This window comes from Serratia fonticola (assembly GCF_001006005.1).
Classification (GTDB): Bacteria; Pseudomonadota; Gammaproteobacteria; order Enterobacterales; family Enterobacteriaceae; genus Chania; species Chania fonticola.
In genome coordinates, this window is the sequence record NZ_CP011254.1 from 439,520 (window position 1) to 464,116 (window position 24,597).

The window sequence follows — 24,597 nt, forward strand, 5'->3', positions numbered from 1 at the left end:
ATGCTTGCCCCTCACCCCTTTGGCCGTGAAATCACCGCCGAGACGCTGATAACAACCTTCAGCGCGCTAAAACAGTGGGAAGACCGTTACCGCCAACTGATCATGCTGGCGAAACGCTTGCCATCGCTGGCAGCCGATCTGCGGCAAACGGAGATGGAACTGAGCGGTTGCGAAAACCGGGTCTGGTTGGGGCACCAGCGGTTGGCTGATGGAACACTGCATTTTTATGGCGACAGCGAAGGACGCATTGTGCGCGGCCTGCTGGCGATCCTGCTGACCGCAGTCGAAGGCAAAACGCCGCAGCAGGTCTTAGCTATCGATCCTTTGGCACTGTTTGATAGCTTGGCGCTGCGTGCCCAGCTCAGCGCCACCCGAGCCAGCGGCCTGGCAGCCTTGGCGGCCAGAGTGCACGCTATCGCTGCCAGCTATGCCTGACGTGCCGCCTTTGCCACCATCTTCTTCAACGCGTGGGAGACGGCAATAAAGCCAAAGGTCGCGGTGACCATGGTCGCCGCGCCAAAACCCGCGCTGCAATCCATTCTCTTCGGCCCTTCTGCGGTACTGCGTGAGGCACACACTGAACCATCCGGCTGCGGATATACCAGCGGCTCGGTGGAGAAGACGCAGTCGATCCCCAGCTTGCCTTTGCTGTTTTTCACCACGTTAAAGTCGTTCTTCAACCTTTCGCGCAGTTTTGCTGCCAGTGGATCCTGGATAGTTTTGGCCAGATCGGCCACGGCGATCTGCGTAGGATCAATCTGCCCACCGGCACCGCCGGTAGTGACCACCGGGATCTTGAAACGGCGGCAATAGGCCAACAACGCCGCTTTGGGCCGCACGCTGTCGATCGCATCAATCACATAGCTGAAATTATGGTTCAACAACTCGGCGACGTTGTCCGGGGTAATAAAGTCATCTACGCAGGTCACCCGGCATTCCGGGTTGATCGCCAGGATCCGCTCTGCCATCACTTCGGTTTTCGATTGGCCAACATGCTGGCGCAAAGCATGGATCTGCCGATTGGTGTTGGTGACGCAGACGTCATCCATGTCGATCAGGGTGATCGCACCAATGCCGGTGCGTGCCAACGCTTCAGCCGCCCATGAGCCGACCCCGCCAATGCCGATCACACAAACGTGCGCCTGGGCAAACAGTGCCAATGCCGATTGGCCGTACAGGCGTGCCGTACCGCCAAAACGCTGTAGATAGGCCTCTGAATAGGCTGTACTCATTTCTCTTTACTTACCTTGGTTGCAAATAGTCAGGGCCGGAAATCCGGCCCTGAGGACGCTCATAAACCCACCGGAATCACAACGTTGGGCGCTGCTTTGCGGGCGCAGCATGCAGCGCCCCTACGGTCGAACTAATTTAACGGGTAACCAGCTGGGAACCACTTGAGGTGGTCAACGGTTGATTGGCACTAAACAGCTGTGCCCCAGGATTACCGCCTTTCAATACCCAGACCCGGCCATAGTGATTATAGAACCCTGCCGAGTGTCCGGCTTCTGGGCCAATCCCCTGGTACATATCAAAGTGCTGGCCCTTGATGGCACCGCCCACATCGAGGGCAACCATCAGGCGCATTTCATATTTTCCCGTGAACTTGCCCTTGTTGTCCAGTAGCGGGACTTCTGCCAGCAACGTGGTACCGGCCGGGATCAGGGAGCGATCGGAAGCCACGGAGGCTTTGGCAATCAACGGCACCGCGCTGGCCCCTTTCACCGGAGCGAAAGGCACCGGGTGGAAGAACACGAACGACGGGTTTTGCTCCAGCAGTTCGCGCACCTCGGCTTCGCTGTGGGTATCCGCCCACTGGCGAATGGCTTGCATGGACATATCGGCCTTGGCCACTTCACCGCGATCGATCAGCACCTTGCCGATACTGCGGTAAGCATGGCCGTTCTTGCCGCTATAACCAAAGAACACCAATGGCTGGCCATTGCCGAAATCGACATAGCCGCTGCCCTGCACTTCCATCATGAAGTTATCCATCAGGGAGTTGGTGTAAGCAATGATGTAACGGCTGTCCAGCGCCCCTGAGTAAATACCGGCACGATCCGGCAGGCGGCGCTTACCTTTGGCTGGCATGCTGTACAGCGGGTAGCGGAATTCGCCCTGTTGGGTATAACGCGCCTGCAGCACCGGGGTGTAATAGCCGGTGAACTGGACGTTGCCATAGCTATCTACACCTTCCATCTGATAGGCGCTGAGGCCGAACTGGTTCAGTTGGCGCGTATCCGCCCCCGCCGCCATCCAGTTTTGCACTGCCTGATAGGTGGAGTTATTGCGGTTAAACAGCGACGGCGAAGCGTACTTAATCTCCATCAGCTGGTTAGAGTAATCCTGGCCGTTGATCGGGGCGCCTCTGGCATTGGGACGATTCACCAACTCCAGCGACTGATCCAGATGACCATCTTTATACTGCTGCCCACGGTCGGTCGGTTTTGACGAACAACCGGCCAGTACCGCAACCACTAACCCACCGAGCAGGTATTTGCCCCAACGTCCTTTCATTGCACACTCTCTCAGACTGATATGTTCCATACCCAATGGATACGGGTAAACTGGCTGAACGATAACAAACGGCTATAGATAAAGGAATCGCTACCGCTAAAAATTCCCAGCCAGATGATTATGATGAAAAAAAACGCAAATTGGGGACTAATTCAGCATATAAATGGCTTTCGGTGAATTATATGCAAAAAGGGTTTGCAACAAAATGCCTGGAGAGTATAGTGCGCTTCCATCGGACGCGGGGTGGAGCAGCCTGGTAGCTCGTCGGGCTCATAACCCGAAGGTCGTCAGTTCAAATCTGGCCCCCGCAACCAACCGATACTGTGATAACGGTATCAAAAATGTGTTGGATTCGATGAAAGAAAAGGTATTATACGGACGCGGGGTGGAGCAGCCTGGTAGCTCGTCGGGCTCATAACCCGAAGGTCGTCGGTTCAAATCCGGCCCCCGCAACCAACCGATACGGCAATGGCGGTATCACATGAAGGGTTGGTTCGATAATATCAGTATCAAGACGGACGCGGGGTGGAGCAGCCCGGTAGCTCGTCGGGCTCATAACCCGAAGGTCGTCAGTTCAAATCTGGCCCCCGCAACCAATCTTGATTACATCAGACAAGCACCTTAACGGGTGTTTTTTTGTATCTGAATTTCCCCTACCTTCCCAATTAACCGCGCCGCCCCTCCTTGGGCTACGCCTGGTTTACCGCCGTGCCAATGCGCCACCGTTGGCGAAATAGGCTTTGATCCCGGCCAGAATAGATTGCGCCACCTGCTGCTGAAAATGGCTGGTGCGCAGCTTGCGCTCTTCTTCCAGATTGCTGATAAACGCCGTTTCCACCAGAATCGACGGAATATCCGGGGCCTTCAATACGGCAAAGCCGGCCTGATCGACACGATTCTTATGCAGACGGTTAATTTTACCCATCCGGTTCAGCACTTCCTTACCGAACTTCAGGCTGTCATTGACGGTGGCGGTCTGCAATAGATCGAACATGGTGTGATCCAGGTAGCGATCGCCACTCTTGCTGACCCCGCCGATGTCGTCGGCGGCGTTCTGGGTTTGCGCCAAAAACTTGGCGGCGTTACTGGTGGCCCCTTTGGTAGAAAGCGCAAACACCGAGGAACCACGTGCCGAACGATTGCTGAAGGCATCGGCGTGGATCGAGACAAACAGATCTGCCCGCTGCTTACGAGCTTTGGCTACGCGCACTTTTAATGGGATAAACACGTCTTCATTGCGCGTCATAAACACTCTCATGTTGGGTTCGCGTTTGATCAGCGCACTGAGACGACGGGCAATCTGCAACACAATATCTTTTTCACGGGTTTTGTTTTTGCCAATAGCCCCCGGATCTTCACCGCCGTGCCCAGGATCGAGCATGATCACAATCGGCCGATCGCGCCCAGCCTTACCGGCCTGCGGAGCTTCTGCCGGTAACGTCCGCTCCAGATCGCCCTTGTTGTAATCTTCCAGTAACGCCAACAGCGGATCATATTCTTCACCGCTGCCCCCCTTGGTTGGATAAAGATCCATCACCAAGCGGTTGCGGTATTCGGAGACGGGTGTCAGGGTAAACATATTTGGGCTGACGCTTTGCTTGAGTTCCAGCACCAACCTGACGGTATTCTTGTCGAACTGGCCGACCCGCGCCTGCTTCAGATAGGGATCTTCTTTACGCACCTGCCCGGCAATCCCTTTAAGCACGCTATTCAGCTGTACCCCTTCCACATCCACCACGATGCGCTCTGGATTGGTCAGGGCAAACTGTTTGTATTTCAGTGGAACATTGGATTCCAGCGTGACTCGGGTATAGGTCGAGGAAGGCCAGACACGGACAGCAATCACATGAGAAGCAGCGGCGAAACCAACGCGACTCACACTCAGCAACCAGGTTGCGGCAACCCCCTGCAACAAACGACGGCGACCCGGATTGTGATTAGAGTTAGGCATGCGGCTCCGGTAAAAATAACGATTAAAAAAACAGCAAAAAAAAACAATGGCAAAAACTTTACCCAATCCATTCACCGCTGTCATCAGAAAATCTTTTTATGATCTTTCAATTTATTAATCAGTTAGCACATTTGTCAGAAAAATCACTCTCATTTCCTACTTGCCTTTGACGCGATAAAGGAATAAAAATACAAAAATACCGTATAAATATGCAAATGAGGTCTTGCCGTGAAGGAACGTAGTACAGAGCTGGTGCAAGGATTTCGTCACTCAGTACCCTATATCAATACTCACCGTGGCAAGACCTTTGTCGTCATGCTGGGTGGCGAAGCTATTGAACATGAAAACTTTTCCAGTATCGTCAACGATATCGGGCTGTTACATAGCCTGGGCATTCGTTTGGTGGTGGTCTACGGTGCGCGGCCGCAGATTGACGCCAATCTGGCGCAGCATAACTACGAGCCGATTTACCATAAGCATACCCGGGTGACCGACGCCCATACGCTAGAGTTGGTCAAGCAGGCCGCCGGCTTGTTACAACTGGATATTACCGCACGACTTTCCATGAGCCTGAATAACACCCCATTGCAAGGAGCGCACATCAACGTAGTGAGCGGCAACTTTATTATCGCTCAACCGCTGGGCGTGGATGACGGCGTCGATTATTGCCATAGCGGCCGTATACGCCGTATTGATGAAGAAGCCATTCATCGCCAACTCGACAGTAAGGCCATCGTGCTGATTGGCCCGGTGGCGGTATCGGTGACCGGCGAAAGCTTTAACCTGACCTCGGAAGAAGTCGCCACCCAGTTGGCAATCAAGCTGAAGGCCGAGAAAATGATCGGCTTCTGTTCATCACAAGGGGTGACCGATGCGGAAGGCAATATCCTTTCCGAACTGTTCCCCAATGATGCGCAAAAACGCATTGAGCAGTTGGAAGAGACTGGTGACTACCATTCCGGCACCGTGCGCTTCCTGCGCGGCGCGGTAAAGGCCTGCCGCAGCGGGGTACGCCGCAGCCACCTGATCAGCTATCAGGAGGATGGTGCACTGGTACAGGAGCTATTTTCACGCGACGGTATCGGTACCCAAATCGTTATGGAGAGTGCCGAGCAGGTACGCCGGGCAACCATCAATGATATCGGTGGGATACTCGAGCTGATCCGCCCATTGGAGCAACAAGGGATTTTAGTCCGCCGTTCGCGCGAACAGTTGGAAATGGAGATCGACAAGTTCACGATTATCGAACGCGATAACCTGACCATTGCCTGCGCGGCGCTCTATCCGTTCCTGGAAGAGAAGATTGGTGAGATGGCCTGCGTGGCGGTGCATCCGGATTACCGCAGTTCGTCACGGGGCGAGATGCTGCTGCAGCGGGTAGAAAGCCAGGCTCGCCAGATGGGGCTACAGAAGCTGTTTGTGTTGACCACACGCAGCATCCACTGGTTCCAGGAGCGCGGCTTCACTCCGGCGGAAGTTGACGTGCTGCCGATGCAGAAACAGGCTTTATATAACTACCAGCGTCGCTCGAAGATCCTGTTGGCCGATCTTTAACTCCCCCTAGCTAACCCATTGATTATCTAGACGGGCGCAGCATGCTGCGCCCCTACGTGCTGAACCCGGCGAGGGTTTGTCAACGATATCAAACCCCATCACCTGTCATTTTTTATGTTTGATTGTATGGCGGCACTAGCAAACACCCACCCGTTGTTATTTCCCAATCTGCAAGCGTTCGGCTAACCCGCTGCGGCGCTGCGTGGGGGTGCGGATAGCGCTTACCAACACCTTGTCTACCGCATACAGCGACAACCGCTGGCGTGCGCGGGTAATGGCGGTATAAACCAACTCACGGGTCAGTACCGGCAGAAAATGATTCGGCAGTACTAGCGCCGTATGGTCGAACTCCGAACCCTGTGATTTATGCACCGTCATCGCATAGGCGGTTTCATGCGCCGGTAAGCGGCTAGGCTGTACCGATTTGATGCTGCCGTCCGGTAATTGGAAATGCACGCGCAGCTCGCCGCCCTCACCGGGCAAGGCAATGCCTATATCGCCGTTAAACAGCCCCAGCGCGCTATCGTTGCGGCCAATCATCACCGGCCGCCCTAAATACCAGCGCCCGGCGGGGCCAGGATTACGCCGGATCAAACCGGCACGCTGCAGCCCGCTTTCGATACGCTCATTCAAGCCAGCAACGCCAAATGGCCCTTCGCGCAGGGCGCAGAGCAACTGGAAGCGGCCAAAGGCATCCAGGATCGTCACGGCCCCTGCCCCTTCTGCTACCAGCTGCAGATAGTCGCGATAACCGGCAACGCAGCTATCCAGCAGCCGTTGATAATCTTCGGTTTCTGCCAGTGGGTAACCCTCCACGTCAGAATAGCTGCCGTTCAACGCTGCCAGGGCGCGCTTGCTATCGCCAGCATTCACCGCCAAAGCCAACTGGCCAATGCCGGATTTGGCATCAAACCGGTAACTCTTGCGCAGCAGACACAGGCTGTCGCGCACCGCTGCCTCGGCCTGCGCTGGCTGCCCTTGCAAAGGGCAACCGGTCAGGCGCGCCAACTGCGCCGCACGGGCTTCGCTATATCCCTGCTCGGCAAACCGGCAGATATCCCCCAGCACGGCGCCAGCCTCCACTGAGGCCAGTTGATCGCGATCGCCAAGGAAGATGACTCGCGCCTTGGGGGGCAAGGCGGCAATCAACCTTGCCATCATGGGCAAATCCACCATCGAAGCCTCGTCCACTATCAGCACATCCAGATGCAGCGGGTTGCCCCGGTGATAGCGCATGCGCTGGCTGTTTGGCTGGGCCCCCAGCAAGCGGTGTAACGTCGCCGCTTCCGTAGGAAACAAGGCCCGTTGCTCCGGGGTTAAGTCCAACTGACGGCTAGCGCTTCCCAAGGATTCGGTTAGACGAGCCGCTGCTTTACCGGTAGGCGCAGCAAGCTGGATACGCAAACGCTCCCCGGCCGCCAACTGCACCAGCGCCGCCAACAGCTTGGCAACGGTGGTCGTTTTGCCAGTACCGGGGCCGCCGGAAATAATCGCGATGCGGCGCGTGGCCGCTACCGCTGCGGCAATTTTTTGCCAATCAGGTTCGTCCGTGGCCGCGCCAAATAACCGATCGAGAATAGTGCGTAGCTGTGCCTCTTCAAGTTCCTGTGGCACGCTGTCGCTGCTGATAAAAGTGGCGACGTCACCTTCGCTCTGCCACATGCGTTGCAGATACAGCCGCTGCTGTTGCAGGACCATCGGCGTTGCCGTACTGCCATCGCTAATCGCTGGCGAGACCGCCAGACGCTGTTGCCAACTCGCCACGTCCGGTTGCCCACAAGCCTGCCACGCGGCCAAGGCCAACTCCGGCTGGCGGCCACCAAACAGATTCTCCGGCAATAGCTGTTCGAGCAACAGACAAACGTGGCCCGCACCGGCCTCCGAGCTCAGGCAGGCGGCGGCCAGCAGGATATCCGGTTCATCATCGTTGGCGACCACCTGGGCAAATTGCACGTCTAACGGTCGCAGGGCGCCCAGAGCCAACGCCTGATGCAAAATCTCAATCATTGCCCATCCTCAACGTTGGCCGCTTCACCGCTAAACAGGCGATCCATTCCTTCAACCAGAGCGAACTCCGGGCGACAGGCAAAAATACCGTTGCCTTCATGCTCGGCATCCACCCCGCGTAAAAACAGATAAATCACCCCGCCAAAATGGCGCTGGTAATCGTAATCCGCCAGACGATGCCCCAGATAGCGGTGCAGCGCCAAGGTATAGAGTTGGTATTGCAGATCGTAACGGTGTTCCGCCATCGCCCGCGCCATCGCCTCTTGGGTATAGGCGCTGCTGTCTTCGCCCAGCCAGTTGGATTTGTAATCCAGCAGGTAGTATTTTCCCTGCCAGCAGAATACCAGATCGATAAAGCCTTTCAGCATGCCCTGAACCTGTTGAAAATCCAGCGCCGGGCAGCCAGCAGAAAGGGGATCGTAGCGTTTTACCAACTCATCCAGTTGCTGCGCTTGCAGCAGGCCGCCGATCGGCAGATAGAACTGTAACTCTGCCTGCCTGGCCCCCGACGGTAAGGCGGATAGCGCGACGCCGCTGCTATTAAGCGGCGCATTCAACAGCACCTGCATCCAGCCGGATAATACCGGCAACCAATGCTCCTCTAGCCCTTGCTGTTGCAACTGCTCCAACAGCCACTGTTCATCTAGAGGTTGGGTAAAGTCCAGCTCCTCAAACAGGCTGTGGAGGAAGGTGCCAGGAGCCGCGCCACGCGGAAAAGTATGGGGAGTAAATGCGGGTGGTGTAGCCGTATCGCCCTCACCAACAGCATCAACGTCCAGGCGCGGCAACAGCTCCTGCATCCGGCTTGCGCCATGCTGTTGCAAGCCGGTATAGCTGGTTACTCGCCAGAAATCCTGCATCCTGCGTGGAAACTGCCTGGCCGTCAGTTCTGCAGCGTCGGCCATCTGGGGCTGCCAGCTCTGTTCACCCGGCGCATCCACCAGCGACAGCGCGATGCCTTGGGTTGCCAGCTGTTGCAGGCAGGTTTGCAGATAGGCCGCATCGCCCGCCTGCCCCGCCTGTACCAGATATCCCAGCGCGCTGCGGTGCAAATCCGTATCGCCCTGTTTCTTGCGCGTGCCGAGGAACAACGGCGCAATACCGATGCTGCAGTGATACACCGAACGGGTCAGCGCCACGTACAGCAGGCGCAAATCCTCTGCCAACCGTTCTTCTTCCGCCCAGGCCACGCTTTCTTCGTTGGCATTGAGATCCAGCAGGGCTTTAAAGGTCTGGCGATCGTGGTACAGCACCTGCTGCTGCTGGCGGAAATTCCCCACAAAAGGCAGCCACACCAGATCGAACTCCAACCCTTTCGACTTGTGGATGGTGATCACCTGCACCAGATGGCGGTCGCTTTCCAGCCGCAGTTGCTGATTGTCCGACTGGCGATTCGGCTGAGCGATCTGCTGCGCCAACCAACGTACCAGCGCGTGTTCACCATCCAGTTGCGCCGTGGCTTCCTGCAACAGCTCCCCCAGGTGCATGACATCGGTCAAACGGCGTTCGCCCCCAGGGCTGGCCAGCAGGTTTTCTGCCAGATGCCGCTTGGCCATCACCTCACGCAGCATTGGTAACACGCCACGGCGCAGCCAATGGCTACGATATTCATCAAACTCGTTGACCAAATCATCCCAAGCAGACTCGTTATGGTTTAATCCATCCAGCGTCAAAGCATCCAACCCCAATAGCCCAGTGGCCAAAGCGCAGCGCAGGGTTCGCTCCTGTTCGGGAGCCAGCACCGCCTGTAGCAGCCACAGTAAATCTTTGGCTTCCGGCGTATCAAACACGCTGTCACGGTTGGAAAGGTAAACCGAGGGGATGGCCAGCGCGCTGAGTGCATCACGCACCAACGCCGCTTCGGCGCGGCTACGCACCAGAATGGTAATATCCGATGCCTGAACGTGGCGACGTTGATCCCCTTTGACCAGCCAGGCTTCTCCGGCCTGCCCGGCACTCAGCCAGTCGCGGATCTGGGCTGCACACAAGCGCGCCATTAATTGTTGGTAATCACTTACTCCGGCCCCATCCCCGGGTTGCAACCAAAATTGCATGGCCGGTTGCGGCTTATTCTGCCACTCGAAGACCAGTTCCTGGTTCTTCGCTGCGGCAGCCACCTCGATAAACGGGATTTGGCCAAACAGGAACGGCTTTTCCACCTGAGCAAACAGGCGGTTAACGCTGCCAACCATCGCCGGTGATGAGCGCCAGTTGGTCTCTAAGGTGTAGTGGGCACTTACCTCTGAACGAGCCTTCATATAGGTAAAAATGTCGGCCCCACGGAAGGCGTAAATCGCTTGTTTAGGATCGCCGATCAGCAGCAGGCCACACTCTTCCCGGCCAACATACAGTTTCTGGAAGATCCGGTACTGCTGTGGGTCGGTATCCTGAAACTCATCGATCATCGCCACCGGATAACGCTGGCGGATCGCCAGCGCCAATTGTTCACCACCGGCGCTTTGCAGTGCCGCATCCAGCCTGCTGAGCAGATCGTCAAAACCCAGTTCGGCACGCTGGCGTTTTTCCTGTTGAATAGAAAGGCGTATTTCACTCAACGCCCTTGCCATGATCAAGTCACGCAGGGTCAAGGGTTCGGCAAATAGCTCATCAACCGCCACAAACAGCGGATGCCGCGGAGCTTCACCTTTCTTGGTTTTCTCCAGCAGCACCGATTGGCGGAACTTCTCCAGCTCTTTAGGTAACTGGTAATCTTCGGTTTCCTGCCCCGCCCATTCGCCCACCTTATTCAGCCAGTTGGGTAAATGCTTGCTGCTGTAGCTACGTTTGTCGACGCCAGACTGGCTGATGAGCGCCTCCAGATCGGCCGCCGCTGCCTGCCATTGCGCCTTGAGGGCATCGATCCGCGCAACTATCTGTTCATGGCGCATCAGCACCGTTTCTTCATCTTTCGGTGGCTGACGCAGAGTAGGAGCTTCGCCATGCAGATAGCCCGAGAGATCGCTCAACAAAGCCTCTGGGCCGCTCCACTCCTGGCTAACCGCCCGGGCAACGCCCAGTGGCAATGGGTAGCAGTGACGCCGCCAAAAATCGGCGCAGGCCTGACGGCGCAACGGCAGTTCGTCCTGCACCAGCGTTTGTTCAAACAGAATGCCCGACTCGAATGCGTTGTGAGTAAGCATTCGCTGACAAAAACCGTGGATAGTGTAGATCGCCGCTTCGTCCATCTGGCGCTCAGCAGCCAGCAATTGCGCTGCGGCCTCTGGCAGATCGCCAATCTCCGCCATCAGCGCGGCAAACAGCGGGTCTGAGCTATGCCCGCGTACGCAGGCAATGCGTAATGCGTGGATATTGCTGCGAATGCGGCCCCGGAGTTCCTCCGTCGCCGCTTCGGTAAAGGTAACCACCAGGATCTCTTCTACCGTGAGCGGCCGTGGAAACGCCGCTGCCTGGCCTAAGCCAAGCAGCAAGCGCAGATACAAAGCGCCGATAGTGAAGGTCTTCCCTGTCCCTGCCGAGGCTTCGATCAGCCGTTCACCAAACAGCGGCAACGTCAGTGGATCAAGCCGCTGAGGAACGCCTTTCGTCATGGCGTCGCCACTTTACGAGGCAGCGTTTTTTGCAGTGATGAGGCGTTAGGATAGGTCACCCAACCCTCACCCGGCGCAGCAAAGTCGGCTTTCTGCTGGCTGCTGCCACTCACCTGAGACAACAGTGCCAGACCCTGTGGCTTAATCACCGCCTGATGGAAGTAATCCGCCAGTTTGGCAGGCGTTAGAGTCTGTACCTGAGCGATCAGCTTTTCACGGGTATCGAAGGCGAAATTACCGCGATCGAAATCGCTACTGAAGCGGCCCGCTTCTTCACCCAAGGTTTGTGGACGCTGTTGCAGTTCATTGATCATGGCCTGTTTGTATTGGGCAAAATCGGCATCACTCAACTCACGCAGACGCTTTTCCGTCTTCGGATAGAAATCTTGATAGCGCTGGTAGAGATAGGCTGGCTGCTTACTGTTGCTTTGCAGCAGGAAACCTATGCCCCACTGGCGGCCAACCGGCATCGCAAAGGAGAACACCGCATAGCCGAGCTGCTCTTGGGTACGCAATTGGCTGTAGAACCACGGTTGGATGATCTGCCCCAGCAATGAGCTATAGGCCATGCTGGTCACTTCGTCATACCCCGTTGGAACATACACCGCCGCCAGCGCCGAATCGGTGCTGCTGCCAGGACGCTGCAGGTTGGCAAACTGGTTTTTGGCAATCACGACGTTTTCACCGTGCCACCATTCCACACCGGTACAACCCAGGTTCTTCTTCAGTGAAGAGGCCAGCGTGTCCACCTGTTGCTTGCTCATATTACCCACTACCAGCAACTCCGGCGTGGCCCCGGCCATCAGGCTGTCGCGGTAAGCCAGCACGTCCTGCAACGTTATGGTTTTCAGCACTTCACGGCGTTCGCTGCGCTCGGAATAAGGCACGCGGGACAGCATCTGTACCGGCTGGATCGCCAGCTCAAAGGCTTTGCCCTTCTCGGCAGAATCCAACTGTTCCAGATACCAGGATTTCGCCTGTTCCAACTGCTCTTGCGTTGGGGTAAAGCTGGAGTAGCCTTCAATCAGCGAGGTCAACAGCTGCGGTAGGCGCTGGGTAAAGCCATTGGCGCTAAACATCAGGCCATTATTAGGTGAGGTAGAGAAGCTAATCCCGCCCACCGAGGCCTGATAGCTCAACTCATCGAGCGAAATCCCCGCCAGATAATCCATCAACGAGAACAGCACCTGATTACGCGCTGAATCCATGGTTTTGGCGTTACGCAAAGCGACCGTCACATCGGCCTTGGGTTCATCGGCAAAATAGCGGCTTGGCATATACAGCACCCGCAAGCCTGGCTGATTCACCACCATTTCCGGTTTGATGAACTCATGTGAAGGCTTGTTCAGGGTAAACTCATCCGGAATATAAGGGTTCAGCCCCGGCAGAGAAAGCGCGATATCTTTACCCAACTGTTGCCATTTCGCGAAGCGTTCCGCGCTGATTTTCTCGACCTGATAAGGTGCCTCAACAAAGTAAGCCGTTTTATTGTGCGGCTCATTAGGGCTGACAAACCAGATACGCGCATTTTGTGGCGTCATCTGACCCAGGCGTTCAGCAATGGCTTTAGGATCGTAGCGATCGGCCAGGTACGGCGCATCCAGCGTATGCTCTACCGGTACACGCAGCATGGTATCCACCAGCCATTCGATGTAATTCATGTCGCGGGTAATCGACGGATAGCGGAAATCCAGATTCAGCACATGGGCGATCTCGTCAAAATAACTTTGTTTGATCCCTTCGCCCTGCAGCATTTTCAGATAGCTGAAGATCGCTGCCACCACCTGGTCACGCTCCGCCAGCCCCTTGTCGGTCAAGGAAACGCTGATTGAGAACACACCGCCGTTGCGATCGACCATCGGGTCGGCACCCGCATTGATGGCATCTGCCAGCCCCTGCTTCTGCAGCCAGTCGGAAAGCGTATTGGTGCTGCGGTTGCCAATCAGGTAGCTGATATAGGTATCGGTTTTGCTGCGGAACTCGGCGCTGTTGTTATCGATACGGAATTCGACCTTCAGCTGTTTGCGCGGCTGCGCCGGTACATAATGAATAATGATGCCCTGCTGCTCCGAGGTGACCGCAGGAACGGTGATCGGTGGCACTTTCGCATCGTGGTTAGGAATGCGGCCGAAGGTTTTGACCGCCAGCGCTCTCAGTTCAGGCAGGGATTGGTTGCTATACAGCACGCCCTTCATCAGGTTGGCAGAATAGTAACGCTGATAAAAACCAACGAGTTCTTCATGCAGCTTGCTGCCTGGCTTGTCCTGCAAAGTCTCGAGGTTGCCGCCAGAAAAACGTGCGCTAGGGTGAGCCGGATTAAGGGTTTCTGCCCCAACCTGTGCCATGCGCATACCGTCACGGGAGCGCGCCATCGTTAACTCGGCATTCACCGCATTACGCTCACGGTCCGCGTTGCCAGGATCCAGAATAGGTTCGGCAATGGCATCGGCCATGCGGTCGACAGCGGGTTCTAAAGCGTCGTTTTCCACTTCCAGATAGTATGCGGTGCGGTAAGACGCGGTGCTGGCATTGTGGCTACCACCGTGCTTTTTCAAAAACTCGGAGAGGTTCTCGGGTTCTGGATAGCGCTTGGAGCCCATCAGTACCATATGTTCCAGGTAGTGAGCCAAGCCAAGTTGGCTGTTGGGATCTTCCAGTGAGCCTACCGGCAGCGCCAGGGCAGCCAGTGACTTTGGTGCCAACGCGTCAGACACCAGCAGTACGGTCATGCCGTTATCCAGCTTGATAGCCTGATATTCACGCGGATCGTGATCGCTTTTGTTGATCTTTTCCGCCAGCGGTTGCCAGCCTTGTGCGGCCCAGCTTAACGGCGCCCAAAACATAACCAATAACATCAACCCGGTAATGCGGGTCAACAATCTGCGCATATCCAAAATAAACCCCTGTTCTCTGGCTGTCACGCCAACTCCCTGACGGTGACAGCACGGTGCAAAATGACACAACCGAAAGCGATGCCCAATGAAATTCAATTTCTAACTCAAAGCATTACGGTTTTAAACACTCAACTCACTATAGCCCACATCGTTGGGGCGCAGCGTACGCCACTCTATAACGTATATGCCTATACGTTATGTAAGACCAGACTTAACCTCAATGGTTGAGTATAAAAGCGTAAAATTTTTATCACCTCACTGCGGCCTGTGCCACCGAGGGATTGTTACCCAAGATTATTACGGGCCACGGGCAGCAGGTAACGCTCTGTTTCTTTCAGGATTTGTTCAAGGCGAACATTATCCATTTGGCGGAAAACGCGCTGAGTATAAGGATCTGCCCCCTCGCCCGGGATCCGCTGATCGCCCTGCCAGGCTTGCAGCAGCTTGGCACGCGCCTTGACCTGGACTTCTTCATCCCAGTCTATCTGCTGCGTTTGCGCCTGATAACATTGGCTCAACCAGGCCCAGCCGCTTTTATTGAGCAGCATCAGCGGCTGCGACAGGCCACGGCGGTAGCCCGCCACCAGCTCCGCCAACTGCTCATGGGCCTCCTCGCTCGTCAGCGCAGCGAAGCGCCAGGCGGAATTCTTGCTGCCAAACATACGGCTTTCCCCGGCCCCCCCAACGCAGCAATACACCAGGTGTTCCAACCAAAGTAAGATGCCGTCTACGGCCGAAAGCGTTGCTGGCCGCCAGCGTAGCAAGCCATCCTGTTGCACTTGATGCAACCAGCCGGTAATGCGCATACCCGCAACGTCGATATCCAGCTCCAGGCTGCCATTCTCCTGGCGCTGTTCACGCACCCGTTCGGCCAGCTCCGCCATTTCTTCCTGCTGCTTTTGCCAGTAAATCTCACCAAAAGCTCCGTAAGGTAATCCCCCCGATGCACGCACCCGTTGGTACAACTTGCCTGCGTCCTCCCCTTCGATCAGCGTGTTCAGCAATTGGCTGTTGAACTGATAGCGGCTGAAGTTATCGAGCGTAAAAGGCTCGTCTTCCGGCAGATCGGTCTCTTCCAGAATGAAGTTAACGCCAAGACGTAGCTGGAAGAAGGCACGGATCGGATGGCGGTAAAAACGGAGCAGTTCATCAAGAGAAACCTGAGTTTTCTCTTCCACCACCAGCGGTTGATTAAATTCCGGATGTGCAGCGCCACGACCATCGGCAGCGGCCAACCATTCTGCCGCATAGCTTTGATCTTCACTTCCCGGCAGGAAGTTTTCCGCAGCAAACGGCATGCGGGCATGGCGTTTAAGCAAGTGCTCACCGACCCTGCGTGCGCTGCCGTCTGCATCCAGCCCTTCATCACCGGGCAGGCAATAGCTTTGCTGCAGATATTCCAACAGTTCAGTGACCAATACGGAAGGATAGCGCTCGCTGTTGTCCTGAATGGAACGGCCAATAAAGCTGATGTACAACTGCTGCTGGGCAGAGAGGATCGCCTCCAGGAACAGGTAGCGGTCATCGTCACGGCGGCTGCGGTCGCCCCGCTTAATCTGCTGCGCCATCAGGTCAAAACCCAGCGGCGGCAAAGTACGAGGGTAGACACCGTCGTTCATGCCCAGCAGGCAGACCACCTTGAACGGAATGGAACGCATGGGCATCAGGGTACAGAAGTTGATCTGACCGGCCAGGAAACGCTGGCTGATGCGTTGCTGATCGAGCCTTGCGGCCAGTTCATCGCGCAGCAGCGTCAACGGCACGGCATCGGGATAGCGCGCCGCCAGGCCAAAGCTGGCCACTTTCTGCCACTGCTCTTCGATCAGCGCCAACGCCTCTTCGGTTTCGCTGTCCGTCTCAAAGAAGCTATTAAGCAGTTGGCGGCACAGCGGCAACCATTCGGCTAACGGCCGCTCTTCGCTGAGGATTTGCCGCCAACGGCTGAGTTGTGCCAGCAGATCGGCCAATTGCCCGGCCAGTTCGGCCACTAATCCACTCGACTCATCGTAAGGTAATACGCCCTGCCAATCTCCGGCGTTGCTGTCCATGGCGTAGCCCAGCAGCATCCGCGTCAGGCCAAACCGCCAGGTATGCTGCCCGGTTGCGGGCAGATCCAGCTCACGCACGTTGTCATCATCCAAGCCCCAACGTACCCCGGATTCACCAGTCCAGTGGCGTAACAGGCTTAAGCCCTCTTCCTGAATTGAGAAACGTGCCGCTAGCGCGGGCACGTCCAACAGCGCCAGTACCTGCTCTGAGGTAAAACGGCTTTGCGGCAAATCTAGCAGGGAAATAAAGGCTTGTAGCGCAGGATGCGCCTGACGGGCCTTGCGGTCGGAAATGGCAAACGGTAGATAGCGCCCGGCCGGGGCATTGCCAAACACCGCCTGAATATACGGGGTGTAGCTGTCGATATCCGCCACCATCACGATGATGTCGCGCGCGGTAAGTTGGGGATCTTCTGCCAGCATCGTCAGCAACCGATCGTGTAGCACCTCGACTTCGCGCTGCGGGCTGTGGCAGGCATGCAGACTGATGGAGCGATCCTGCGGATCGAGCTGGCGTTTATTGTCACTGCGCTCCAGGGTTTCCGGCGTGGTGCCGATCAGTGCGTGATCTTCCAGCTCCAGCATGTCGTGCTGAATGGCGTGCAGCAAGCTATCAGCCGGGATCTCGACAAAGGCGTCCACCTCCTGCACCGCCTCCATCTGCGACAGTAAATACAGATGGTCGCGCCCAAGCTTGCCCCAGGAAGCTAACAGTGGGTTACTCAGCTGTTGTTCGCCCTCGGCATCAAATAGTTGGGCTGCCTGTTCCGGCTCGCGGAACAGGCCTTGCTCCCGCGCCTGGTGATAGTGGCGGCGTTTGCGGCTCTGCAAACGGGCCAGAAAGGCGTAGTCCTGAATGTCGCCCCAGTAATAGCGGCAGGGGTTGGTAAACATCAGATGGATATCAATATGTTTACCCAAGGCCTGCAGTGCTTCCAGGTAAATTGGCGGCAAGGCAGAAATCCCACAGATAAACACCCGTGGCGGCAACCCCGCAGGACATTGAGTGGCATTCTCCAGCGCGCTGATAAACCGGCGATATAAGTTGGCACGGTGCCATTCAGGCTGACCCAGCTCGTGGGTATATTCCACCAGCCGATGCCACAGGGGGGCCTGCCAGCTTTGCGCCTCCGCCAGCCCTTCTACCGCCTCCCCACGCTGCCAACTTTCCAGCCACTGCGGGCGATAAACCAGATATTGGTCAAACAGATCGGCAACGCGCCCGGCGAGCTGGTGGATCTTGCGCTTGTCGGCGTCATCGGTCAGGTAATGCTGTAGAGGAGCAAACTCGGGCCGGGTCAGCATGCCTGGCAGCAGCCACATCAGCTTCCAGGTCATGGCATCTTTGCTAAAGGCGCTCTCTTTGGGAATGCCTGGCAATACCTTGGTGAACATGTCCCAGATAAAGGTCGCCGGGAGCGGGAAGACGATATTTGCGGCAATGCCAAACTGCTCGGCCAACTGCATCTGCAACCACTGTGCCATACCGGGGCTTTGCACCAGCACCACTTCCTGTTGAAACGGATCGGCCAAAGGTTCTCTGGCTATCAGCGCGCTGGTCAGCGTTTTCAGCAAGTCCAACTGATTGGAATGATAAACCGTAAACATGAGGCTCCTTGGAAGCGAAAAAGGGCATTACCGACGACATAGTTTCCCCTCACCCTAACCCTCTCCCACAGGGAGAGGGGACTGATCGAGAATACTTCGGCCAAAACAGTCCAGGGCAAGCCCAACAACACTCGTGCTACTGGCCGTAATTTCAGTGACCGCCCTCACCCTAACCCTTTCCCACAGGGAGAGGGAACCGATCGAGAACACCTCGACCAATATACCGATCAAGACGACTGACAAACCTCACCGGCTCACTACGTAGGGGCGCGGCATGCTGCGCCCGCGCTACTGACCGCAATACCAGCGGCTGAGTTCAATCTGTTGGTGCAGTGGCGTTTGTATCTTCACCGTGCGCCGCAGGCATGAGCCTTGCGCCTGGTGGGTTTCGACCTGGTAGTGCCAATTTGGCGGTAGCGATACGGCATGATTTATTTCAGCACCGGCACTGAATATTTCCAGCTGTTGGTGCGCCAGCGACCAGGCCTGTCGATATTGCCACTGCCGTTGAAAAGCTTGCAACAGCACCTGCTGATATTGTAACAGCCCGAGCAGCGAGACGGCGAACAACAATGCCGCAATCAACACTTCGGGCAGGCTGAACCCCCGCTGAGTATGCCGGCCAGCTGGTTTAATCAGCACAGTCGCTTTCCCGCTTTTCCGGACAAAAATCCAGCCAGCCGCCTTTTTGCGCTTTCAGCAGGTGGCTACCTGCCCCACCTTGCTGTGTAGCCAGTTGGTATAGCCACAAAGGTTCCGCTCCCGCGAAATCCCCAGCCCCACGCACCATCACCAAACCGGTACGGGCCGAGAGCCGGGCGCAGGCTTGCAACGCCTCGCCGCTTATCTGCTGACAAGACCAGTGGCTCGCCTGTAGAGACTCCCGAGGCCACGGCTGCGCCAGCCCCCAACTTAGGGCCGAAGCCGCCTGGTTGTAAGCCCGCAGATAGCGCTGCTGATCGACGGCCAGCAGTAGCGCACTGTCCAATTGCCGCTGCTGGGCGGTGAGCAGCATCAGCCCCATTACCAGCAACAACATCACCGCAGCCAATGTGCTGCCCCCCTGCTGCCTATCCATCTCTAGGGTGCCTCCATGCTGACCGCCCACTCCAGGCGGCGTTCTATATTTGCCCGCACCGTTGAGCGGCCACTTAGGGCAAACAACATCAAGGATTTGCCATCGCGCCCTGCAATCTGGCTGACAGAAAAAGACTCAATCCGTACCTCTTCCTGATCGAGCAAGCGTTCCCAGCCGCTGCCCTGGCACTGGGTCACGCCGCTTTGCCCCTCCAGCCCACCGGCCCGCAGGCGGTAACCAAAATACTCGGCATCGCCACCGCTTTCCCAGTTGCCATTGCGGTTAAGATCGTAGGCCACGATCACACAGCTGCCCGGTGCTTCCCCCGCCGCATGACCAATCAGCAGCGAGCGCCCCTGACACTGCCCGGCACAAAACCCGCTGCGGCGCAGATCCTTTTCAATCCCGAAAGCCAGCTGGCGTAACACCAGATCCAACCGATAATGACGGCCCATATCAACCGTCTGCTGACGCAGTATCGGTAAGGTTTTCGCCGCCGCCAATGCAATCAGGCTGCCGAATGTCATCGCCAGCAGTACCTCCGGCAGGGTAAAGCCTTGTTCTAAGGTGCGCATAAGGGCAGGCTCCGGATGGCGGTTTCTTCGCTGCACAGCCGCAACCGCCCTTTGGCAGAGAGCACCAGACGTATGCGGCCAGCCGGATTGCCCAGCAAGATATGCCCGGCCTGCGCATTGTTGCGCACCCCATAAAATCCCATATCCTTTTGGGTATAACCTTGTAACTCCACATCCAGATGTTCTGGGGTAAAGGCCCGGTCCGTCAATGCAGTACAGGATGCCGCCTGCGGGCCGCTGCCTATGCACCAGATTTTCCCAGGCCGAAACCACAGTAAAACGGTGCGGTTATGCCAGTTGGCATCGGCCTGTAAGCGCGTCAGGAATGCCAGCAGTTGCTGGGCGGTCTGCTCCAGCCGCAGCGCCTGTTGATAGTGATACCACTGGCTAACCCCCCAAGAGGTCAGCATCCCTGCCAGTACCATGACGATCAACAGTTCGATCAGCGTCAGGCCTTGCTGGTGTTCGGGGCTATTTTTATATCGGTTCATACGGCGAGTGTAATCAGCCAGAGGCACGATGAAAGGCACCTTTTCTCAGGCTGGCAAATGATGCGCAGAATTTTTAGTTAGCAGGTAACACGGCGGGGGAAATTGAGTACGGCTTCGCATTTTTGGCAATACAGCACGGGCGCAGCATGCGGCGCGCCTACTTTCAGCGGGATTAAGAAAGAGGGCCGGATACGGCCCTCAGCAAATCAGATAGCGACAGGAGCCTTGATCGGCGGATGCGGATCGTAGCCTTCAATCTCAAAATCTTCAAAGCGGTAATCAAACAGCGAGGCTGGTTTGCGTTTGATCACCAGCTTCGGCAACGCACGCGGCTCACGGGTTAATTGCAGCTGCGTCTGTTCCATGTGGTTGCTGTACAGATGGGTGTCACCACCGGTCCAGACGAAATCGCCCACTTCCAGATCGCACTGCTGCGCCATCATATGGACCAGCAACGCATAGCTGGCAATATTGAACGGCAGGCCGAGGAACACGTCGCACGAGCGCTGATACAGCTGGCAAGAGAGTTTGCCGTCCGCCACATAAAACTGGAAGAAGGCATGGCACGGTGCCAGAGCCATCTTATCCAGCTCACCCACGTTCCAGGCAGAAACAATAATACGGCGCGAGTCCGGGTCCTGTTTCAGCTGTTGCAATACGGTGCTTAGCTGGTCAATCTGGCGACCATCCGCCGCGCCCCAGGCACGCCATTGCTTGCCATAGACCGGGCCAAGATCGCCGTTTTCATCGGCCCATTCGTCCCAGATGCTGACGTTGTTTTCACGCAGATACGCCACGTTGGTATCGCCGTTCAGGAACCACAGCAGCTCATGAATAATCGACCGCAGGTGGCATTTCTTGGTGGTCACCAACGGGAAGCCTTCCTGCAGGTTGAAACGCATCTGGTGGCCGAAAATCGACAACGTGCCAGTGCCGGTACGGTCGGCTTTAGGGGTGCCCTCGGCGAGCACTTTGTTCATCAAATCCAGATACTGTTTCATTTTTCCTCACGACTGTTGTTGCTGTGGACGACGACGATACGCCCAGATCATCATAATAATACCGGCGAGCACCATCGGCACGGACAGGATTTGCCCCATGCTGATCACCCCGTCAAACAGGCCAAGCTGGGCATCCGGCTGGCGGAACGCTTCGACGATAATACGGAACGTGCCATAGCCAATCAGGAACAGGCCGGAAACGGCCCCCATCGGACGCGGCTTGCGGATGAACAGGTTCAGAATGATAAACAGTACGATGCCTTCCAGCACCATTTCATACAGCTGCGACGGATGACGTGGCAACACGCCATATTGGTTAAGCAGCGGCAGCAGTTGAGGATTGGCGGCAGCGATGGCGATATCTTCCGGACGCGAGCTTGGGAACAGCATCGCCCAAGGTGTATTGGTAGTGACACGCCCCCACAGCTCACCGTTGATAAAGTTACCCAGGCGGCCAGCGCCCAGACCAAACGGGATCAGCGGGGCAATAAAATCAGAAACCTGGAAGAAGTTGCGCTTGGTGCGGCGGGCAAACCACAGCATCACCGCGATCACGCCAATCAGGCCGCCGTGGAATGACATACCGCCATCCCAGACTTTGAACAGGTAGAGCGGGTTATCCAGGAATAGCGGCAGGTTGTAAAACAGCACATAACCGACACGGCCACCGATAAAGACCCCAAGGAAACCGGCATACAGCATGTTTTCCACTTCGTCTTTGGTCCAACCGCTGCCGGGCTTGTTCGCGCGGCGTACCGCCAACCACATGGCAAAAACAAAGCCAACCAGGTACATCAAACCGTACCAGTGCAAAGAGACCGGGCCGATAGAGAAAATTACCGGATCAAATTTTGGAAACGCCAGATAGCTAGTGCTCATCTATCACCACAATATGTCTGTTATTCATCCCCAAGCGGGGGCGGCAGGTGCCAAACGCGGTGCAAAGCCCGTGCAACGGGAGCACCGCGTTGAGATGGCGCATCATAACATAGGCTTAACCACGTCCGGGCTTGCCGGCAGGGAAAAGTTCTGTAAAAAAATAGGTCAACGCTTAACGGGCTGGACAACGCCTAATCAACGGCCACCGCGGATCAACCCACCCATGCCACGCCGTTCCATAAACGCCGCAACCTGGTGGCGAACCTCGGTGGTCATCTGGGCACTCAATACCCGCTGGGCCAGCCCTTGCGCATCTTCCAGTTCGATATGGCGCAACAGATATTTGATACGTGCAACGCTGCGCCCGTTCATGCTCAGATTACGGTAACCCATACCCACCAGCAGCAGAGCGCCCATCGGGTCTCCCGCCAGTTCACCGCACAGGCTGACCTGCAACCCAGCCGCCGTCCCCTGCTCGATGATCAATTTCAGCACCTGCAACATGGCTGGATGCAGGCTGTCGTACAGCGAAGCAACGCGGGTATTATTACGATCCACCGCCAGCAGGTACTGGGTTAAATCGTTGGTTCCTACCGAGATAAAATCGACGCGTGCGGCCAGATAAGGGATCAGGAAGATCATCGACGGCACTTCCAGCATGACGCCAATCCGCGGCTTGGGAATATCATATCCCAGCATCTCTTCCACTTCTCGCCCGGCGCGATCGATCAGGCGCTTGGCCTCGTCGATCTCTTCCAGGCTGGTGATCATCGGCAACAGGATCCCCAGATTGCCGGTTCCCGCATTGGCACGCAGCATGGCGCGCACCTGGATCAGGAAGATTTCTGGCTGATCCAGCGTAATGCGGATCCCCCGCCAACCGAGGCACGGGTTCTCCTCGCTGATCGGCATGTAGGGCAGTTGTTTATCAGCACCGATATCCAGCGTACGCAGCGTCACCGGCTTATGCGGATAGAAGAGTTGCAGCATGCCCTGATATTGCGCCACCTGCTCCTCTTCCGACGGGAAGCCGCTTTGCAGCATGAACGGGATCTCGGTGCGGTACAGGCCAACGCCGTCCACGCGCGCGCCCAGCAGTTGTTCATGTTCCGGGCTAAGGCCGGCGTTCAGCATCACCTGGATCCGCTCACCGCTTTTCAGCTCTGCGGGCTGTTCAACGTCGTCTTCTGCCAGCTTGCTGAGCTCCTGCTCTTCGCTGATCAGACGTTGATATTCCTTCACCAGCACCGGTTCCGGATCGACCAGCAGCTCGCCGCGATAGCCATCAACAATCAGCATTCGCTGGGCTAACAGCGCAGGCTGGATGTCTGCCCCCATCACCGTTGGCACACCCATGGCCCGCACCAGGATCGCGGCATGGGAGTTGGCAGCACCGTCCCGCACTACCACGCCAGCCAGGCGATCCTGCGGCACTTCGGCCAACAGGGTAGCCGTCAGCTCATCGGCAACCAGCACAAAACGGGCTGGCCATTGGCTGGCCCCTTGGGTGGTATCGTCGAGGTGGAATAGCAGACGTTGGCCAAGCGCGCGCAGATCGCTGGCACGCTCACGCATATAGGTATCTTGCAAGGTCGCAAACTGGGCAGCGAAAGCTTCAATCACCTGTTTTACCGCCCATTCGGCCACCGAACCGGCATCGATCTCCGCGTACAGTTCACGTTTGAGGCGAGCATCGTTGAGCAGGTGGGAATAGAGATCGAAGATCGCCGCGCTCTCTTTTTGCGAGCTGGCGCTAAAACGCTTACTGAAGCGGCGGAACTCTGCCCCAGCCTCTTCCAACGCCTGTGTCAGACGTTCGCGCTCGCTGACGGTATCCAGCGTGGAGGCTTTATACACCTGATCGAGTGAAGGTTGGCTGCTATCTAACCACCCCTCCGCCACAGCCACGCCAGGAGCCGCAGCCAGCGCCCGAATGCGGGTCTGGCGATACTGGCCAAAAATGGCGTTTAGCTGTGATAACGAGAGGATCCCGGCCATTTGGGTGGCCAGGGTAACCATGAAGGATTCTTCGCTTTCGTCAAACTGGCGCAGTTCACGTTGCTGCACCACCAACACGCCAAGCAGCTGGCGGCGATGAATGATCGGCACGCCAAGGAAGGATCGGAAACGATCCTCTTTGACCTGCGGAATATATTTGAAGCTGGGATGGCTTTGGGCATCCGCCAGGTTGATCGGCTCTGCCCGCCGCCCGACCAGGCCGACGATGCCTTCGTCAAAGGCCAGGGCAATAGTTCGCCCGCGGGGCTTTTTCAACCCGCGCGTCGCCATCAGGTAATAACAGCGGCGGTCGTTGTCTGCCAGATAGATGGAGCAGACTTCGGTGTCCATCGCCAGACAGGTTTCATTGACCAAAAGATCCAGCGCATCTGTCAGACTGGCCGCCGCGGCCACTTTCTCAACAATTTCTCGCAAGCGCGTGAGCATAGTC

General features: G+C 56.7%; 16 protein-coding genes and 3 tRNA genes. 5 read left to right on the forward strand and 14 right to left on the reverse strand.

The window, feature by feature from the left end:
* Window positions 1-435: a cysteine desulfurase sulfur acceptor subunit CsdE gene (csdE, locus tag WN53_RS01860; protein ID WP_024484295.1), complete on the forward strand. Its 435-nt coding sequence runs from the start codon at window positions 1-3 to the stop codon at window positions 433-435.
* On the opposite strand, the gene tcdA is transcribed toward csdE, so the two are convergent.
* A complete protein-coding gene (tcdA, locus tag WN53_RS01865; protein WP_024484294.1) occupies window positions 426-1,232 on the reverse strand; it encodes a tRNA cyclic N6-threonylcarbamoyladenosine(37) synthase TcdA in 807 nt (268 codons plus the stop codon). The genes csdE and tcdA overlap by 10 nt on opposite strands.
* Before the next feature lie 136 nt (window positions 1,233-1,368).
* Complete coding sequence (gene mltA, locus WN53_RS01870; protein WP_024484293.1) at window positions 1,369-2,514, reverse strand: murein transglycosylase A; 1,146 nt, start codon at window positions 2,512-2,514, stop codon at window positions 1,369-1,371.
* Between the two features lie 237 nt (window positions 2,515-2,751).
* Between mltA and WN53_RS01875 the strand changes: the two genes are divergently transcribed.
* The 3 genes from WN53_RS01875 to WN53_RS01885 all read left to right on the forward strand — a co-directional run bounded on the left by WN53_RS01875 (window position 2,752) and on the right by WN53_RS01885 (window position 3,110).
* Window positions 2,752-2,828, forward strand: a tRNA-Met gene (locus tag WN53_RS01875).
* Window positions 2,829-2,893: 65 nt separating this feature from the next.
* A tRNA-Met gene (locus tag WN53_RS01880) sits at window positions 2,894-2,970 on the forward strand.
* A gap of 63 nt (window positions 2,971-3,033) precedes the next feature.
* Window positions 3,034-3,110: transfer RNA gene (locus WN53_RS01885), tRNA-Met, on the forward strand.
* Window positions 3,111-3,214: 104 nt separating this feature from the next.
* Here WN53_RS01885 and amiC read toward each other — a convergent pair.
* Window positions 3,215-4,465: an N-acetylmuramoyl-L-alanine amidase AmiC gene (amiC, locus tag WN53_RS01890; RefSeq protein WP_024484292.1), complete on the reverse strand. Its 1,251-nt coding sequence runs from the start codon at window positions 4,463-4,465 to the stop codon at window positions 3,215-3,217.
* A 228-nt stretch (window positions 4,466-4,693) separates the two neighbouring features.
* On the opposite strand from amiC, the gene argA reads away from it, so the two are divergent.
* Entirely contained in the window at window positions 4,694-6,019 is a 1,326-nt protein-coding gene (gene argA / locus WN53_RS01895) for an amino-acid N-acetyltransferase (RefSeq protein ID WP_024484291.1), read from the forward strand.
* 156 nt (window positions 6,020-6,175) lie between these two features.
* Here the strand turns inward: argA and recD are convergent, their stop codons facing one another.
* The 11 genes from recD to ptsP form a co-directional block, all read right to left on the reverse strand.
* Window positions 6,176-8,026, reverse strand: coding sequence for an exodeoxyribonuclease V subunit alpha (gene recD, locus WN53_RS01900; RefSeq protein WP_024484290.1), 1,851 nt, complete (start codon window positions 8,024-8,026; stop codon window positions 6,176-6,178).
* Entirely contained in the window at window positions 8,023-11,574 is a 3,552-nt protein-coding gene (gene recB / locus WN53_RS01905; RefSeq protein ID WP_024484289.1) for an exodeoxyribonuclease V subunit beta, read from the reverse strand. The genes recD and recB overlap by 4 nt, the downstream gene beginning before the upstream one ends.
* Window positions 11,571-14,462 (reverse strand): pitrilysin, encoded by a 2,892-nt coding sequence (ptrA, locus tag WN53_RS01910; protein ID WP_024484288.1) that lies wholly within the window; start codon window positions 14,460-14,462, stop codon window positions 11,571-11,573. Before ptrA ends, recB begins: the two co-directional genes overlap by 4 nt.
* Before the next feature lie 290 nt (window positions 14,463-14,752).
* Complete coding sequence (recC, locus tag WN53_RS01915) at window positions 14,753-18,124, reverse strand: exodeoxyribonuclease V subunit gamma (RefSeq protein WP_024484287.1); 3,372 nt, start codon at window positions 18,122-18,124, stop codon at window positions 14,753-14,755.
* 288 nt (window positions 18,125-18,412) lie between these two features.
* Window positions 18,413-18,766 carry a prepilin-type N-terminal cleavage/methylation domain-containing protein gene (locus tag WN53_RS01920; protein WP_024484286.1) on the reverse strand — a complete coding sequence of 118 codons (354 nt, stop codon included), beginning with the start codon at window positions 18,764-18,766 and terminating at the stop codon, window positions 18,413-18,415.
* Window positions 18,756-19,202, reverse strand: coding sequence for a YgdB family protein (locus WN53_RS01925; protein ID WP_024484285.1), 447 nt, complete (start codon window positions 19,200-19,202; stop codon window positions 18,756-18,758). Before WN53_RS01925 ends, WN53_RS01920 begins: the two co-directional genes overlap by 11 nt.
* Window positions 19,203-19,204: 2 nt before the next feature.
* On the reverse strand, window positions 19,205-19,777 hold the full coding sequence (locus tag WN53_RS01930) for a prepilin peptidase-dependent protein (protein WP_024484284.1): 573 nt from the start codon (window positions 19,775-19,777) through the stop codon (window positions 19,205-19,207).
* On the reverse strand, window positions 19,765-20,268 hold the full coding sequence (locus tag WN53_RS01935) for a prepilin peptidase-dependent protein (protein WP_024484283.1): 504 nt from the start codon (window positions 20,266-20,268) through the stop codon (window positions 19,765-19,767). Before WN53_RS01935 ends, WN53_RS01930 begins: the two co-directional genes overlap by 13 nt.
* Window positions 20,269-20,474: 206 nt before the next feature.
* Window positions 20,475-21,269 (reverse strand): thymidylate synthase, encoded by a 795-nt coding sequence (thyA, locus tag WN53_RS01940; protein ID WP_024484282.1) that lies wholly within the window; start codon window positions 21,267-21,269, stop codon window positions 20,475-20,477.
* 6 nt (window positions 21,270-21,275) lie between these two features.
* Window positions 21,276-22,148 (reverse strand): prolipoprotein diacylglyceryl transferase, encoded by an 873-nt coding sequence (gene lgt, locus WN53_RS01945; RefSeq protein WP_024484281.1) that lies wholly within the window; start codon window positions 22,146-22,148, stop codon window positions 21,276-21,278.
* Window positions 22,149-22,343: 195 nt separating this feature from the next.
* Window positions 22,344-24,593, reverse strand: a complete 2,250-nt coding sequence (gene ptsP, locus WN53_RS01950; protein WP_024484280.1) for a phosphoenolpyruvate--protein phosphotransferase — start codon at window positions 24,591-24,593, stop codon at window positions 22,344-22,346.
* Window positions 24,594-24,597 lie beyond the last annotated feature (4 nt).